Raw genomic sequence first — 16,133 nt, 5'->3', positions numbered from 1 at the left:
CGCTACGCTGATGAGATGGACACAGCTCGAAGCCCGCAGCCAATAGTTCAAATCAGCGAACTGATTATTGGCTATCCCGAGCAAACGATCTGCGGTCCGATAAATCTCAGCATCACTGCGGGCGCGGGGATGGGGGTTATCGGCGTGAACGGCAGCGGTAAATCTACACTCATCCAGACCATCCTTGGTGCGTTGCCTCCAGTCTCTGGATCAGTAACGCATCAGGGCATGCCCGTAAATGAAGATGCTCTTGAATTCCGTAGGAACGTGGCAGTTCAGGTCAGTGACGGTGCCTTCTTTGAAGAACTGACCGTGGCTGAACACCTCGAAATGGTGGCGCGGGGACACGGCCTTGATTCTTGGCGACGTAGGGTCGACGCGGAGATGGAGTTCTTCGAGATTGATTCCGTTCGCAACCACCTGCCTTCGGAACTATCTTCAGGGCAACGGAGAAAGCTTCTGCTGGCGGCTACACTGATTCGTCCAGCGCAGATCCTCATCCTGGATGAACCTGAACAACGTCTTGACCTAAAAATTCGACAGCGCCTCTATGACAGGTTGAAAGACTGCCGCAACAAGTCGGTGAGCATTCTTGCGGTTACTCATGATCCGATGATGTTGCGATGCTGTCTTGACGAGGCCTATCTGATGGACGCGGATCGCGGTCAGCTCATGCCTTCGAAGGAAGGGGCGCAGTGGCTTGAACGCTAATTCCGCAGTTCGCGGCCACACGACCTTCGATCCAGCATCGGTGCTGCGCAGGGCGCGCGCCAAGAGATCCTTCTCGGAGCGCATTGATGAATTTTCGGACGCATATGTCTGGGCTTTGGCTGCAGTCGTTGCGCTGACATACCTGTCGAGTGCGCTGTATGGCGCCATCTTCGTCCTGCTGGGTGAAGGCGTCCCGCATATCTCCCTGCCGACCGCTGTCTGGAACCTCGAGGGGCTTTCGATAGTCCTGCTACCGGTGGTACTCATTGCCATTTTTCGTTTTCAGCTTTTGCTTGGACCCCTTGGAATCGTGCAAGAAAAGGCAGAATGGTGGCTGCCGCTGCCGATCCAGCGGAGGGTGCTTCTACGCCCAATGGGGGTCAGAGCCATCGGTATGGGGATTTGCAGTTCGCTCTTCCTTGGCCTGCTGTGGATCTTAGTTTTCTCGGGCGGAAATGGCGGATTGCCAGGAGAAACCATAGCGCTGGCGACGCTGTTTTTTGGTGTGATGGGACTCGGGCTAGCGGGACTCGCAGTAGTCATTCAGATCAACGAGCATCAACGTTTTGCCCGTGGCGCAGGAAATATCGCAGTGCTTGCGATTACCGGTGTTTTCGCGGTTCTGACGGTTTTTCAGCTGGACCAATCCTCCAAGCCCCCGATCGTCTTGGAAACTGCAGGAAGCTACCTTTCGGACCAGATTCCATGGTTGATTCTGCTGCTGGCTGCAGTGGTGCTCAGCCTTGTCGGGATCAACTATTTGCTCAAACACGGCACCCGGGTATCGGGTGCTTCACTTCGTCGCGGTGGAATTCGTCAACAACAGGTCGCGGGACTGATGATGCAGGCAGATGCGCGAGCAATCGCCCGGCGGCATCACGCTTCCTCCACCGTGCACACCATCAGTCATCGGCTGACAGCAAAGCTTCCAGCCATACAACGCGTCATTCTCCTGCGCTACCTGCGGGCAGGACTATGGCGGCCCGCTGCCATTGTGGGCATTGCCGGTTTGGCCATGATGCTGTTGGTCCAGGACGTAGCCAACCCGTTAGCGGCCTGCCTGCTTTTGGCGGTCTTGCTGGGAGTTCTCAACACCAATTTATCCACGACAATACTTCCGTTGGCGACCCAAAGGGAGCTGGGAAATCTGTTGGGCCGTACACCTAGCCAGGCTGACCGAGCGGCGTTGAGCTTCGGGGCGGTTACGACGGCGGGATGGCTGCTGCTATGGGCGCTCGGGCTTAGGTCAATTGGATTCTTTGAAGAATCAGCGTGGTGGACCGTGCTGCTTGGGTTGGTTATGACATCCCTGGGGCTGGCTTCCTCGGCCCTGGATCATGCACAGCGCGGCGAACGGGAATGGGGCGCCCTCTTCAGCAACGCCACCAACGAAATGACCATGTCGGCCTTCCTCATTCAGGAAATGATGACGCTCATTCGAGCCCTGGCTGCAGGCGCGGTGTTCTACTTCATCATTCTCGCCCCGGCGGCACCGGTGCCGTGGGGCATCTGGGGAATCTCTGTATTATGTGCGCTGCCCGGCGTGAGGAAATTCTTTTAGTTCACTACTCAATTAATGCAAGAGTGCGGGCCCACCTCGTGCATGGACCCGCACCGTCGAAATGCTTGCCTAGGAGGCAGGCTGCCCCTGAGGGTCTGGCTTTCCCGCGTAGTAGCTGGAGAGCACCTGCTCCTTCAATTCAAAGAAGGTGCCGTTTTCGATAGCCTGGCGTGCCGATTCAACAAGATTTACGGTGAAATGCTCGTTGTGGATAGAGATCAGCGTGTGGCTGAGCAGTTCCTTCGCCTTGTACAGGTGGTGGATGTAGGCGCGGGTGAAGTGCTCACAGGCGTAGCAGTCGCACCCTTCAACCAATGGGGTGAAGTCACGCTTGTAGCGTGCACCCGACAGGTTGAAACGCCCCCAGGGAGTGTAGAACGCAGAGTTGCGGGCCACACGGGTTGGCGATACGCAGTCAAAGGTATCGGCGCCGTTTTCGATGGCGGTGAAAACGTCGTCTGGTTCGGAAATGCCCAGCAGGTGGCGCGGCTTGTTTTCCGGCAGTTCCTCGGAGCACCAGCCAACAATGGTGCCGAGGTTTTCCTTTTCCAATGCACCGCCAATGCCGAAACCGTCGAAGGCCATCGCTCCGAGATCCTGGCAGGCCTTGCGGCGCAGATCCTCGTATTGAGCCCCTTGAATGACGCCGAACAGCGCCTGGTAGTCCTTGCCCTCACGCGAATCGGTCAGTGAGAAGTGTTCGGCAATGCAGCGCTCGGCCCAGCGGCGGGTACGTTCCAGCGATTCCACCTGGTAGCCGCGGGAATTCTGCAGGGTCGTCAGCTCGTCGAAGGCAAACATGATGTCGGCGCCGATCTGGTGCTGTACTCCCATAGAGATTTCTGGGGAGAAACGGTGCTTCGTCCCGTCGAGGTGAGACTTGAACCAAACGCCGTCTTCGTCCACATTTGCGAGTCGTTCCTTGCCCGGGGCAACCGCGTCGTCTGGGCCCGACTGGTCAACCGATTTCATATCGATGACCTTCTTGAAACCCGAGCCGAGGCTCATGACCTGGAATCCGCCTGAGTCGGTGAAGGTGGGGCCGTCCCAGCCCATGAACTTGCCGAGGCCGCCTGCCTCGTCCAAGATATCTGCTCCCGGCTGCAGGTACAGGTGATAGGCATTGGACAGCGTTGCCTGGGCGCCGAGTTCCTTGACCTGCGCAGGGGTGAGAGCCTTCACCGTGGCCTTGGTGCCTACAGCAATGAACGCAGGTGTTTTCACCTCACCGTGTGGAGTGCGGATGACGCCGGTGCGGCCCAACATGGGCGAGCCGTCTTCTGCTGTTAGTCGAGTACCGACTTCGAAGCCGAATTCTTCTTGACGCGGGTGCTGTGTACTGGGATCAAAGTTCTTCTGGGGCACGTACCAAGTGTGCCGTATTAAATGCCCGGTGAGGAAAACGACAGTAGGAATCGATCGGCAAACCTAGGCTTTCACGTGGGACAGGGCGAATAATGGGAGCCAACGCATTGTGTTCAACGTGACGGAAGGAAGCTGTGGCCTTCGAACAGATAAAGGACTCCGCCAGATCGCTGATCACACTGGGACCGGCCCGCAAGGACCATTGGATTGGACTGCGCACTGCCGTCGGAATCTTCGCCCCAATGATTATCCTGCTGGCTATCAATCGGATGGATCTGGTGATCTTTGCGGTATTCGGCGCCTTCACCGGAGTCTATGGACGTGTCGACGGGTACTGGAATCGGCTGCGGATGCAGGTTCGTTCGGGCTTGCTGTTCTTCGCCGTGATCGCGTTGGCCTTGGCTGCGTCCAATCTATGGATTGACCATGCGAACCCGGAGATCAAGCAGTGGCAGATCGTCGGCTCCACAACGCTGATTGCTGGCGCCTGTTCGGTGATTGCCGGTTTCATGCGCCTTCGTCCCACCGGTTCGCTGTTCCACATCTTTGCCTTCGCCGCCATAGCTTCCATCCCGAATCCTGCACCTGCCTGGCAGGCATTGCTGGTGGCGGTTTTGACCATCGCATTAGCGATCGGTATTGGTGCAGCGGGAGCCATTGGCCAGTGGACGAATCTGTGGAAGCGCACCAGCCTGCCGCCGCTGTCGGACCATGTGCGCACGGCAATTTGGTGGGAAGGGCTGTTCTACATATTGACCGCCGGCGTTGCCGGGGCACTGGCCAATAGCTTAGGCAGCAGCCTGTCCGCAGGACATAATTACTGGGCCATGGTTGCGGCGGTGGTTCCCCTGGTTGGTCACACCACGAAACTGCGTTTGCACCGTGGAATCCACCGCGTGCTTGGAACGCTCGTCGGCATGATCTTGATGATGCTGGTATTCCTCATCAACCCGCCGGTGTGGATGCTGCTGGTGCTGATCGGCTTCTTCCAGTTCATGGCCGAGATGCTGGTTATGCGCAACTACTTCATGGCGCAGATCTTCATTACCCCGCTGGCGCTGGTGGGAGTCTCGCTGGGCACCGGATTGTCGACAGCTGTCATGTACGACCGCATCGTAGAGACGGTGATTGGTTCGGTGGTCGGCATCTGCGGCGTACTGCTGGGAAGCTGGTTTGGCGGCATCATGCGAAAACGTGTTGGCATTGAGCCGCCAAACCCCAAGAAAGCGGATTAAATATTGATTCCGACGTGGGCTAATGCCTGGCGGAGAATATTTTCACGACCTCCTGCAAACTCACCCTGAATGTCGGCGCTGAGCGCTTCGGCGGGGGTCAGCCAGGTCAGTTCAAGGGCATCCTGGCGTGGTGTGGACTCGCCGCGCACCGGAACGATATAGCACATGGATACCGCGTGCTGGCGGTCGTCGGTCAACCCGGTTTCGCTGGGAGCGGGGAAGTACTCGGCAACGGTGAAGGGCACCGGAGATGCGGGCAGCTGCGGCAGGACCATATTGCCCAGATCCTTTTCAATATGGCGGATCAGCGCGGCGCGGATCGTTTCGCGGTACATCACGCGGCCCGAAACGAAGGTGCGCAGCATGCGGCCATCTCCATCGGCGGTCAGCAGCAGGCCGACTTCGTTGACATAACCCAGCGGGTCAAGGCGCACCGGAATGGCCTCGACATACAGCATTGGCAGGCGCTGGCGGGCCTCGTAGAGGTCTTCCTCGGAAAGCCAGCCAGGATACGGATCAGGCGTACGCACGTTCATGAGTCCATCTTGGTACACAAAGCCCCCCGATGCCATGAAACAATCGTCGTGTTGCGTAACTCACCATTTAGACATGAGTGAGTGCTAGTTCGAAGTTTCCTCGACGGGTAGAATCGATTGGGTAATCTCAATCAGATGATTTCTATTCACTACTCCTAGCGTCATCACCGTACCGAACCCTTGGAAGCAGAACCTGCTGTGTCTAACTCTGTCGAACGCTTGAGCAAACAAAGCTTCACGACTATCACCGTTTTGATCGTGTCCAGCTTTGTCGTGATCCTCAACGAAACCATCATGAATGTTGCGCTTCCGGTGCTGATGGAAGAATTCAACGTCACCGCGGATGCGATCCAGTGGCTGTCAACGATTTTCATGCTGACCATGGCGGTGGTCATTCCGATGACAGGTTTCCTGTTGCAGCGCTTCAGCACCCGCCATGTATTTGTGCTGGCCATTGGCCTGTTCACCCTCGGCACCACGCTGGCGGCCCTATCGCCGGGGCTCGGCGTGCTGCTGGTGGCCCGCGTCATCCAAGCCTGCGGCACGGCGATCATGATGCCGTTGCTCATGACAACGATCCTGGACCTGGTTCCACCGGCACGCCGAGGCGTGCTGATGGGCAACGTATCGATCGTCATCTCGGTGGCCCCGGCGATCGGCCCCACCCTGTCCGGGCTGATCCTGCAGTACCTGTCGTGGCGATTCATGTTCATCGTGATCATTCCAATTGCGCTGGCAGCCCTGGTCATCGGCACGCCGCGACTGTCCAACGAGGTGGGTGATGAGGCAACCCCGCTGTCGGTGCCCTCGGTGCTGCTGGCAATCCCGGGCTTCGGCGGCTTGGTCTACGGCCTGAGCGGATTGTCCGCCGGGGTAAGCGCGGCGAACATCGGCATATTGACCGTAGCGATTGCCTGCCTGGTCGGCTTCGTATTGCTGCAGCTGCGCTTGGAGCGCGACGACAAGGCCCTGTTGGACCTGCGTTCCCTGAACTACCGTGACTTCACGCTGTCTCTGGTGCTGATGATGTGCGCCATGATTTCCCTGTTCGGCGTCATCATCCTGCTGCCGATGTTCTTCACCAACGTGCTGGGCATCGAAACCCTGACCACCGGCTTGATCATGCTTCCCGGCGGGCTGCTGATGGGTCTGTTGGCACCGATGGTCGGCAAGCTCTACGACCGGGTGGGGCCGCGGCCGCTGATCGTCCCCGGCGCCCTGGTGCTGTTGACCGCGCTGCTGGGCTACGCAATCGTGCTGGATGCCGACACCCCGATCTGGCTGCTGGTCACGATGCACCTGATCATGAGCCTGGGCCTTGCATTCATCTTCACCCCGGCGTTCACCACCGCGCTGAACCCGCTGCCGCACCACCTGCATTCGCACGGTTCCGCGCTGCTGTCCACCCTGCAGCAGCTGGCTGGCGCCATGGGCACCGCGCTGATCGTGGGCGTCGTGGCCGCGTCCACCAGCTCAAAGATCGCCGCCGGTACCGATGTCATCACGGCGACGGTGGAAGGCTTCAAGCCGGGCTTCCTGGTAGGCGCCGCCTGCAGCGTCGGCATCTTGATCATCGGATTCCTGCTGGGCGGGAAGAAGAGCGAAGAGGAAAGCGCCGCGGCCGATGCGCCGGCGGCAATGAACTAGCCGATTCGGCTTGTGCCAGGGCCGCGCACCTGCCACCCCACGGGGTGGACGGTGCGCGGCCCTTCGCATTTTCACCACCCAAGTTCTTCACGTTTGTACAAGTGGGCGATAGGCTGACCGAAGATCTGCAAACTACGAAGGGGTAATGATGCATCTACGGGATTCGCTGGCACTCGTGACCGGAGGGCTGTCGGGGTTGGGCCGCGCCACCGCCGAAAAACTGGCGGCGCAGGCCAAACATGTACTGGTGCTGGATCTTCCGCGCGAGGACGGCGACGAGATCGCCGCGCAGATCGGCGCGAATGTTCGCTACACCCCGGCAGACGTCACCAGCTCCGACGACGTCGCCACCGTGATGGACCGGGTGCGCGAGCTGGGGGCGCTGCGCGTGGTGGTGAACTGCGCCGGCGTGGCAACCCCCGGCAAGGTGCTCGGGCGCGAGGGAGTGCTGCCCCTTCAGAAGTTCGCCAAGGTCCTTGAGATCAACGTGAACGGCACCTTCAACGTGCTGCGGCTCGCGGCGGAGGTCATGGCGCACAGCGAAGCGCTGGTGGATGAGCACGGCACCGCGGAGCGCGGGGTCATCGTGAACACCGCCTCCGTGGCGGCCTTCGACGGGCAGATCGGCCAGCCTGCCTACGCGGCGTCCAAGGGTGCCGTGGCGGCGATGACCCTGCCGCTGGCCCGTGAGCTGGCCCAGCATCAGATCCGCGTGATGACCATCGCCCCGGGGATCTTCCACACTCCGATGATGGATGGGCTTCCGCAGGCGGCCCAGGACTCACTGGGCGCGCAGGTGCCGCACCCCTCGCGGTTGGGACGGCCCGATGAGTACGCGGCTTTGGTGGAACACATCATTGCCAACCCCATGCTCAACGGCGAAACCATCAGGCTTGACGGCGCCATCCGCATGGCCCCACGCTAGGCGCAGACATTCGCCGCGGCGGGTGGGGTGCTAGAAATCCAGTTCCTTGCCCGCTAGGGCGCGGTGCTCGGCATGGGATATTTGGAAGCGGCGGTTCTCCGCACAGATGAATACCACCACCGCGAGAAAAGCCCAGATGGCGCAGACCCAGAGCGGTGTGGATTCGCTCTTCCACCCTTGGACCGCCGCGGCGATCATGGCGACGCCGAATCCGCTGGCAAAGGCGTGGCGGCCGCGTTCGGAGTGTGCCAGCACCACCGCGATGCCGGCGATGCCCACCGACAGCAGCGTCACGAACAGCGAATGACCTCCGCCGTTGAAGCCTGCAGCGGCGAACCAGAGCTGCAGGGTGTAGACCAGTGAGAAACCGGCGAAGAAGCTCAATGGCATATCGGTGGCTAGGCGTTCAAGGTGGTTGCGTGCGGTGAATTGGTTCAGGGTGCGCACGCCGTTCAGTGAGAGCACCAGCGACAGGGTGGCCACCACCGCGGCGGCCCAGCCCAGGAACCCCGAGGCGAGCGTGAGCGCGCAGGCCATCAACGCGGTGGAGCTGAGGGTATAGATGGACACCGCACGCTGCCGACGTGATGACAGCTGGTGGCTCAGGGCGCTGAAGCAGGCGCTGAGCAGCAGGGCGATGGAGATCAGCGGCCAGATCAGCCACTGCACTAGCCCAACATCCAGCAGTCCCGCCGCCGTCTGCCTCGAGGTGCTGACGCTCAGCGAGGTGAGCAGCAACAGTGCGGCCGCGAGGATGAACAGGCCAGCACGCAGTTTGTCGGTGGATTCCACCTCCGGGTTGGCCCTTCGATCCGGCGCCGCATAGGGCAGGTCAAAGGTCCGGCGGTAGGAAGCTTCAGCGATGGCGCGCTGCGCGGAGGCCACTAGGGAATGCAGCTGCGGTGTGGAACGCGAATTGGCCATGGTACCGCTGTCCTTCCTCGCTGAGGTGCGTTGGTGAGCTACAGCCTAGGAGATATCCGCGGTGTTGAGAAGAGCTAGACCGCGGCGGGTGCCTCGCGCAGCCGCTGCCTGGAGCTGAAGCTGCGCTCCTGCCCGCTCAACGGGTCGGTGAAGCTGATCGTGTGGGCCAGCAGCTGCAGCGGCCGGTCGTAGTCATCCGGTGCCAGGTCCCACAGCCGCGGGTAGAAGGCATCGTTGATGATGCCCAGTCCCAGCGACGCCAGGTGGATGCGCAGCTGGTGGGTCTTGCCGGAGTGCGGTTCCAGATCCATCAGCGCGACCTCGGTGCCGGCGTGGAAGCCCGAGCTGACACCGGTTGCCTCCACCTTGATCAGCGTCTGCGCGTTGGGTTCGCCGTCTTCAACGATTGAACGCAGCTGGCCCTTGACCTTGGTCATCCGGTTCTCGTAGGTCATTGGCATGCCTTCCAGCAACTGGCGCAGCTGCTGCGTGGAGCGCTGCTGGCCGTGCCCGCCGTTGGCATGCAGCACCACCCCGGTTTCCAGTCCGGGTCCGGGAGTCAGCGCCACCACCGCCTTGTAGCGCTTGGCGATTTCCCTGCGTTCAAAGAGCATCTGATAGGCGCCGCGGGTCTCGGGATTCACTGCAAAGAGGATGACGCCGGCGGTGGCCCGGTCGAGCCGGTGCATCGGCACCAGATCGTCGATCCCGGTTTGGTTGCGCAGCCGCACCAGCGCCGATTCCTGGATGAACTTGCCGCCCGGGGTGGTGGGCAGGAAATGCGGTTTGTCCACGACGAGCAGGTGCTCATCCTGATGCAGGATGTGTGCTTCGAAGGGGATCGGCGTTTCCACCGGCAGGGAACGGTAGTACCAAATGAATTCGTGCTCGCCCATCGGGGTTTCCCTGCTGAGCTTCACGCCCCCGAGGCCTACGATCTCTCCCACGTCGAAGCGGCGCAGGATGCCCTCGGGATCGACGTGGCCGAAGCGTTCGAGCAGGTAGTCGGCGACGGTAGCCCAAGAGCCGGTGCGGGGAAGGTGCAGACGAGTTGCGTTGACGCCATTGCGCACCGGGAGCGGGGAAGCCATTGCCATAGTTCCATTCTTTCATCTTTATCCGGCCGACAGGCCGTGAGGCCCCGGCGGTGCGAAGTAATACTGTTCGGGGTTGGGCGGAGCTTTGCCTAGGGTTGGAAAGGAGGTAAGCATGCAGCTTGAAAACGTGGAATTGCCCTCGACCCAGGGCGGAATGATCGATCTTTCACTAGTGGAGGGCCGAAGCGTCATTTTCGTCTATCCCCGCACGAGCCCGCCGGATGGGGCTCCCGAAGGGTGGGAGATGATTCCCGGGGCCAAGGGCTGCACCGCAGAATCATGCACCTTCCGCGATCTGCAGGAGGATTTTCTGCAGTTGAAGACAAGGGTCTTCGGCGTTTCGACGCAGTCGAGCGAATATCAGTAGGAGGCAGCAGCGAGGCTGCACCTGACATACCCGCTGCTCTCCGATGCTCAACTGGTGCTCAAGGAACCGCTGGCCCTGAAGACCTTCGAATTCGACGGGCAGGTGCTGTATCAGCGGGCTACGTTACTGATCGAGGACGGCGCCGTACATGAACGCTGGGTGGACATTGCCGATCCAGCCTCGCATCCGCATCAGGTGCTGCGGCTGATTGCCCAGAAATACTCTTAAGATTCGGGCTGACAGGACGGGCAGAAGTAGCAGTCCCTGTCTTGGCCGGGAGTATCGCTCGCGAGTTTGAACTGCTGAATCTTCGTGCCGCAGCGCAGGCAGGGTTTTGTGCCGCGACCATAGACCCAGTAGGGTTCGCGGGTGCGTGCCTGGCCCGTTGTCACGCGGCGCGGCCTGCCCTTGTTGATCTGAAGCAGCCGGCGGGACATCTCAACAACCTTTTCGAGGTTCACCACCTGGCCAATTGTCGTCAACGGGTGCAGCCGGGTCAGAAAGAGGACCTCGCTGCGGTAGATATTGCCGATGCCTGCCATGATCCGCTGGTCCAGCAGGGCATCGCCGATGCTGCGTTCGGGCTGGGCCTGCAGGTTCTCTACAGCCCGCTGCGGGTCCCAGTCGGGGCCTAATAGGTCCGGGCCCAGGTGGCCGACGAGTTCATCCTCGTTCTCGGTGGGCACGAGCCTGACCTGTGCGATGTCGAAACCGACGGCGGTGACGGATTCACAGGCGAGCACCACCCGGGCGGTGTGCGCGGGTCGTTTCCACCGTTGACCCGGAGCGTAGAGCTCCCAGCGGCCCTCCATCAGCAAATGCGAATGCAGCGTCAGTTCAGGTTGTCGAAAGGCAGGATCTGCCGCGGCCGGCGGGGCCAGCCGCATCAACAGGTGCTTGCCGCGCGGGCGGACCTCCTTGAACACGTAGCCCGATAAATCGGTGGTGGACAGCGCCGGCACCCGGAAATCGGAGTGCAGCAGAATATGCCCGGCCAGCGCCTGATGCAGGCGTGCGGTGGCCTGGTAGACGGAATCACCCTCTGGCACCGGTGTTCTCCTAAGGTCTGTGGGGCGCACTGCTAGCGCCTGAAGCGGATGCCCTGCGGCGTGGAGTAGAAGCCTGCGGCCAGCAGCGCCGGGGCGATCGGGTGTTCAAGCACCGGTTCACCGTTGACCGTGGCGATGGCCAGCTTGTCCACCGTTGCGGTGCGCAGCGCGGCCACCAGCTTGGCCGCCAGCAGCCGCCAGGACTGGTCGTTCGGCTCGCCGAAGGTCAGCACGGTGCGGCCTCCGCGTTCAAGGTACAGACACAGCGCACCATCGAGCAAGCCCACGATCGCGCCGGCCTTGCGGCCCGGACGGTGGCCGGTTGGCGTGGCAGGCCAGGGCAGCGCCGCACCGTAGGGGTTCGCCGGATCGGTGGAGGCAAGCACCACTGCCTGCGGCTGGCGCTGCGGGTCATCGGGCAGGGTAAAGGTCCGCAGCCGGTCGATGGTGTTGGCAGTGGAGAATTGTGCCGCCCCGAGCTTCTCAATGAAGTAACCGCGGCGGGCGTGGCCCGCCTCCTCCAGCTTGGACAGCACCCGGTAGAGCTGGCCGAAGCCGCCGGGCACCGACTCGGCGGCCACCGATCCGCGGGTGAGCACCCCATAGCGTTCGAGCATGATCTCGGCGGTGGCGTGGGCGGCGATGGTCGCATCGAGCGTGCCGGTGGGCAGCAGCGACCAGCGGGCCGAGCCGCGGGTGCTGCGGGCCGTCGGCCCGGCTGCCTGTTCCCGGGCTAGGCGGGTGAGTCCGGAGAGCCGGTTCAGCCGTGCGGCCCGGGCCCGCGGGGCAGGCTTGGCGATCTTGTGCGCGGTGGTGCCGCCTGCCAAATAGCTGCGCACCGGGGCGAGCGTATCCGGGGAGATGAATCCGGCCCAGAACAACTGCCAGCAGGCGTCGGTGATTTCCTGTTCGGTGGGCGGCAGGCCCTCGGCCGGGTGCAGCCGGGCGGCGAGTTCCTGCACGAAGTAGGCACCGGTGGCGTCGAAGGAGTCGAGCACCCGACGTGCCAGCGAATCCAGCTGCGACATGTCAGGCGCGGGAAGGCTCAGCGAAGCGAACTCCGAGGTATGCAGCGAGAGCCAGCCGTCCTTGCCGCCGGCCGCTCCGGCGCCGCAGATCAGCACGTCCCCGCTGCTGGTCAGCTCATCAAGCCAGGAGGCTTGGTATCCATTTAATCGTGCGGGCAGGATGAAAGATTCAAGCGCCGAGGCGGGAAGCTGAACCCCTGCCAGCTGGGCGATAACCTCATAGAGTCCGTCGCTGCCTTCCAGCCGGGAGCCCACCTGCTGCCAGGCTGGCAGGAAGCGGCCGAAGGTCGCCTGGTCCACCGGTTCCACCTCGGCGCGCAGGGCGGCCAGTGAGCGGGTGCGGATGGTGCGCAGCACTGAGACCTCGCAGTACTCGTCCCCGCTGATGCCCGCCGGGATCAGCTCCACCGGGCGGAAGGCGCCCAGCGACAGGCGGCCTGCCGCCACCAGCTGGTCCAGCACCGGGCGCAGCACCGCAACGCCCAGGCCCAGCGCGGCAGCCAGTTCGGACAGCGTGAAGGGTGCGTGGGTGCGGGCAAAGCGGGAGACCAGGTCCTGGACCGGCTGCGCCGCCGGTTCAAGGAAGGCAGTGGGGATGCCGGCGGGCAGCGGGGTGCCCAGGGCGTCGCGCAGCTTGCCAGCGTCTTCGATGGCTGCATAGGCCAGCTGACCTGCGACCCGCAGGGTGAAGGCGCGGCGGGTGGCCACCAGGGATTCTGCGTGGGAGCGGGCGGTCTCGGTATCCAGCGCCGCCTGCTCATCGTTCGGGTCGCGCAGGCGCCGCGCCAATTCTTCGGCGCTCAAGGGGCCGAGCAGGCGCAGCAGGTCCGCGGCGCCCTCCATGCCTGCAAGCCGGCGGTTCGGTGCCAGGTGTTGCAGCTGCTGCTCAAGCGTCGCGATGACCTGCGGGTCGAGGATCTCGCGCACGTCATTGCGGCCCAGCAATTCGCCCAGCAGCACCGGGTCAAGGCTCAGTGCGGCGGCCCGGCGTTCAGCCAGCGGGGCGTCGGTCTCGTAGAGGAACTGGGCCACGTAGCCGAAGAGCAGCGACTGGGCGAAGGGCGAGGGCAGCTCGGTGGTGACCTCCACCAGCCGGATGGCGCGGGAGGAGACCCTGCCCAGGATCTCGGTCAGCGCCGGCAGGTCGTACACATCATTCAGGCATTCGCGCACGGTCTCCAGGATGATCGGGAAATCCGGGTAGTTGCGAGCCACGTCCAGCAGCTGGCTGGCACGCTGGCGCTGCTGCCATAGCGGGGTGCGCTTGGTCGGGTTGATGCGCGGCAGCAGCAGGGCTCGGGCAGCACATTCGCGGAAGCGCGCGGCGAACAGCGCCGAGTTGGCCACCTGGCTGGTGACCACGTCGACGATCTCGTCAGCCTCGAAGGCGAAAAGCTCGGCTCCCGGAGGCTCGTCGTCCATGGCGGGGATGCGCAGCACGATGCCGTCGTCCGCCGCCATGGCGGAGGCGTCCAAGCCCCAGCGCTCGCGCACCCGCGCGCCGATGGCCAGCGCCCAGGGGGCATGCACCGCAAGGCCGAAGGGGGAATGCAGGATGACCCGCCAGTCGCCCAGTTCGTCGTGGAAGCGCTCCACCACGAAGTTCTGGTGGTTGGGCACCTGGCCGGTGGCTTGGCGCTGCTCGCCCAGGTAGTTCAGCAGGTTTTCCGCGGCGAAGGGGTCCAAGCCGTGCTCGCGCAGGGCTGCGGCCGAGTCATTGCGCTCGCCGGCCAGCAGCTCGGTGGTGAACTCACCGAGCGCCGTGCCCAGTTCCACCGGGCGTCCCAGCCCGTCGCCATGCCAGAAGGGCAGTTTGCCGGGCTGGCCGAAGGCCGGGGTGACTAGCACCCTATCGTGGGTGATGTCTTCGATGCGCCAGCTGGTAGCGCCCAGGGCGAACACGTCGCCCACGCGGGATTCGTAGACCATCTCCTCATCCAGTTCGCCCACGCGCTTGGGGGCCTTGTCGTCCTCCGAGCCGGCAAGGAAGACGCCGAACAGTCCGCGGTCAGGGATGGTTCCGCCGGAAATGACGGCAAGGCGCTGGGCACCGGGTCGGGCGCTGAGCGCACCGGCGTCGCGGTCCCAGATCAGCCGGGGCTTGAGGGTGGCGAACTCGTCGGAAGGGTATTTGCCCGCCATCATGTCCAGGGTCGCGAGGTACACGCTGCGCGGCAGCTGCTGGTAGGGCGCGGCCCTGCGCACCGTGTCGTACCAGGCTTCAACCTCTAGGTCTTCCATGGCTACCGCTGCGAGGGTCTGCTGTGCCAAGACATCCAGCGGGTTGGCGGGGATGACCATCTTCTCGATCTTGCCCTCGCGCATGCGGGTGACCACCAGGGCGGTGGAGAGCAGGTCGGCGCGGTGTTTGGGGAAGAAGATGCCCTGGGAGACCGAGCCCACCTGGTGCCCCGCGCGGCCCACGCGCTGCAGGCCCGAGGAGACCGAGTTGGGGGACTCGACCTGAATCACCAGATCCACCAGGCCCATGTCGATGCCCAGCTCGAGCGAACTGGTGGCAACCACCGCACGCAGCCTGCCCAACTTCAGGTCTTCCTCGATCTGTGCGCGAGCATCCTTGGACACCGAACCGTGGTGGGCGCGGGCCAGCAGCGGCGCCTCGGGATGGGCCGGCGCGGTGGAGCCGGCCTGGGCCATCATCACCGCGGGGGAGGTGCTCCGTTGGTTCTCTACGCTGAAACCCTCGCGTTCCGCGTAGATCTCGTTCAACCGCCCGGTCAGGCGTTCGGCCAGCCGGCGGGAGTTGGCGAAGATGATCGTGGAATGGTTCGCCAGCACCAGATCCACCAGCTGATTCTCCACATGCGGCCAGATGCTCGCCGAGGCTGCCGGGGAGGAGCCGGGTCCCAGGTCGTGGGCGGCCGCCGCGGAGGGCAGGTCGGTCATGTCTTCCACCGGGACCCGGACCTTCAGCTCCCACTTCTTGGTTGACTGTGGGCGCACGATATTCACCGGGGCTGCACCTGCAAGGAAGCGGGCTACCTCTTCGGGCGGTTCCACGGTCGCCGACAGGCCGATGCGCTGGGCGGGGGTCGCCAACAGCGCGTCGAGGCGTTCCAAGGACAGGGCAAGATGGGTGCCGCGTTTGGTGTTGGCAATCGCGTGGACCTCGTCGATGATCACCGTATGCACCTGGCTCAGCGTTTTGCGAGCCTGGCTGGTGAGCATCAGGTAGAGGGACTCCGGCGTGGTGATCAGAATGTCCGGAGGATTCTTCAGGATCTGGCGGCGTTCGGCGGCCGGGGTATCTCCCGAGCGGACGCCCACGGTGACGGATGGCTGCGACAGTCCCATCTCATGGGCGGTGGAGCGGATGCCCGCCAACGGGGAGCGCAGGTTGCGTTCAACGTCCACGCCCAGGGCCTTGAGCGGGGAAATATACAGAACCTTGGTGCCGTTCCCAGCCGGGTGGTCGCCGTCTTCTTCCATGCCAGGCAGGGCTGGAGCATCGAGTTCGGCATGATGCAGCCGGTCCAAGGCCCAGAGGAAGGACGCGAGGGTCTTACCAGATCCGGTGGGCGCGATGACCAGAGTGTGATTGCCCTCGGAAATAGAGGTCCATGCCCCGATCTGAGCGGTGGTCGGCTCCGTGAAGACATCGGTGAACCACTTGCGGGTGGCCGCACCGAACCGGGAAAGAACTTCGCTCATGACTCTGATCCTACGT

The 16,133-nt window shown here is 63.0% G+C and carries 13 protein-coding genes; 7 read left to right on the top strand and 6 right to left on the bottom strand.

Going from position 1 to position 16,133, the window contains the following annotated elements; translation table 11 throughout:
- Nucleotides 1-15: 15 nt before the first annotated feature.
- The gene (locus tag RUH64_RS12865) at nucleotides 16-711 is read left to right on the top strand and encodes an ABC transporter ATP-binding protein (protein WP_313813888.1); all 696 of its coding nucleotides are present in this window, start codon (nucleotides 16-18) and stop codon (nucleotides 709-711) included.
- Entirely contained in the window at nucleotides 701-2,272 is a 1,572-nt protein-coding gene (locus RUH64_RS12860; RefSeq protein WP_313813887.1) for a DUF6297 family protein, read from the top strand. Before RUH64_RS12865 ends, RUH64_RS12860 begins: the two co-directional genes overlap by 11 nt.
- Nucleotides 2,273-2,341: 69 nt before the next feature.
- On the opposite strand, the gene tgt is transcribed toward RUH64_RS12860, so the two are convergent.
- Complete coding sequence (tgt, locus tag RUH64_RS12855; protein WP_313813885.1) at nucleotides 2,342-3,637, bottom strand: tRNA guanosine(34) transglycosylase Tgt; 1,296 nt, start codon at nucleotides 3,635-3,637, stop codon at nucleotides 2,342-2,344.
- A gap of 134 nt (nucleotides 3,638-3,771) precedes the next feature.
- On the opposite strand from tgt, the gene RUH64_RS12850 reads away from it, so the two are divergent.
- Nucleotides 3,772-4,872: an FUSC family protein gene (locus RUH64_RS12850; RefSeq protein ID WP_313813883.1), complete on the top strand. Its 1,101-nt coding sequence runs from the start codon at nucleotides 3,772-3,774 to the stop codon at nucleotides 4,870-4,872.
- Here the strand turns inward: RUH64_RS12850 and RUH64_RS12845 are convergent.
- The gene (locus RUH64_RS12845) at nucleotides 4,869-5,408 is read right to left on the bottom strand and encodes an NUDIX hydrolase family protein (protein WP_313813881.1); all 540 of its coding nucleotides are present in this window, start codon (nucleotides 5,406-5,408) and stop codon (nucleotides 4,869-4,871) included. The genes RUH64_RS12850 and RUH64_RS12845 overlap by 4 nt on opposite strands.
- A 198-nt stretch (nucleotides 5,409-5,606) precedes the next feature.
- Between RUH64_RS12845 and RUH64_RS12840 the strand changes: the two genes are divergently transcribed.
- On the top strand, nucleotides 5,607-7,055 hold the full coding sequence (locus RUH64_RS12840; RefSeq protein WP_313813880.1) for an MDR family MFS transporter: 1,449 nt from the start codon (nucleotides 5,607-5,609) through the stop codon (nucleotides 7,053-7,055).
- 148 nt (nucleotides 7,056-7,203) lie between these two features.
- A complete protein-coding gene (locus RUH64_RS12835; RefSeq protein WP_313813952.1) occupies nucleotides 7,204-7,980 on the top strand; it encodes an SDR family NAD(P)-dependent oxidoreductase in 777 nt (258 codons plus the stop codon).
- A 30-nt stretch (nucleotides 7,981-8,010) separates the two neighbouring features.
- Here the strand turns inward: RUH64_RS12835 and RUH64_RS12830 are convergent, their stop codons facing one another.
- Nucleotides 8,011-8,904, bottom strand: a complete 894-nt coding sequence (locus RUH64_RS12830; protein ID WP_313813878.1) for a hypothetical protein — start codon at nucleotides 8,902-8,904, stop codon at nucleotides 8,011-8,013.
- A gap of 74 nt (nucleotides 8,905-8,978) precedes the next feature.
- The gene (locus RUH64_RS12825; RefSeq protein WP_313813951.1) at nucleotides 8,979-9,995 is read right to left on the bottom strand and encodes a pseudouridine synthase; all 1,017 of its coding nucleotides are present in this window, start codon (nucleotides 9,993-9,995) and stop codon (nucleotides 8,979-8,981) included.
- 118 nt (nucleotides 9,996-10,113) lie between these two features.
- Between RUH64_RS12825 and RUH64_RS12820 the strand changes: the two genes are divergently transcribed.
- Entirely contained in the window at nucleotides 10,114-10,368 is a 255-nt protein-coding gene (locus RUH64_RS12820; RefSeq protein ID WP_313813876.1) for a redoxin family protein, read from the top strand.
- A gap of 54 nt (nucleotides 10,369-10,422) precedes the next feature.
- A complete protein-coding gene (locus tag RUH64_RS12815; protein ID WP_313813873.1) occupies nucleotides 10,423-10,596 on the top strand; it encodes a hypothetical protein in 174 nt (57 codons plus the stop codon).
- Here the strand turns inward: RUH64_RS12815 and RUH64_RS12810 are convergent.
- Both RUH64_RS12810 and RUH64_RS12805 read right to left on the bottom strand, forming a co-directional pair.
- Nucleotides 10,593-11,417 (bottom strand): DNA-formamidopyrimidine glycosylase family protein, encoded by an 825-nt coding sequence (locus RUH64_RS12810; protein ID WP_313813870.1) that lies wholly within the window; start codon nucleotides 11,415-11,417, stop codon nucleotides 10,593-10,595. The two genes, RUH64_RS12815 and RUH64_RS12810, sit on opposite strands and share 4 nt — an antisense overlap.
- Nucleotides 11,418-11,449: 32 nt before the next feature.
- A complete protein-coding gene (locus RUH64_RS12805; RefSeq protein ID WP_313813868.1) occupies nucleotides 11,450-16,117 on the bottom strand; it encodes an ATP-dependent helicase in 4,668 nt (1,555 codons plus the stop codon).
- Nucleotides 16,118-16,133: the final 16 nt, after the last annotated feature.

The sequence above is a fragment of the Glutamicibacter sp. genome (assembly GCF_032154645.1).
GTDB lineage: Bacteria > Actinomycetota > Actinomycetes > Actinomycetales > Micrococcaceae > Glutamicibacter.
Note: the sequence above shows the minus strand (reverse complement) of the source record. Positions and strands in the feature narration are given on the sequence as shown.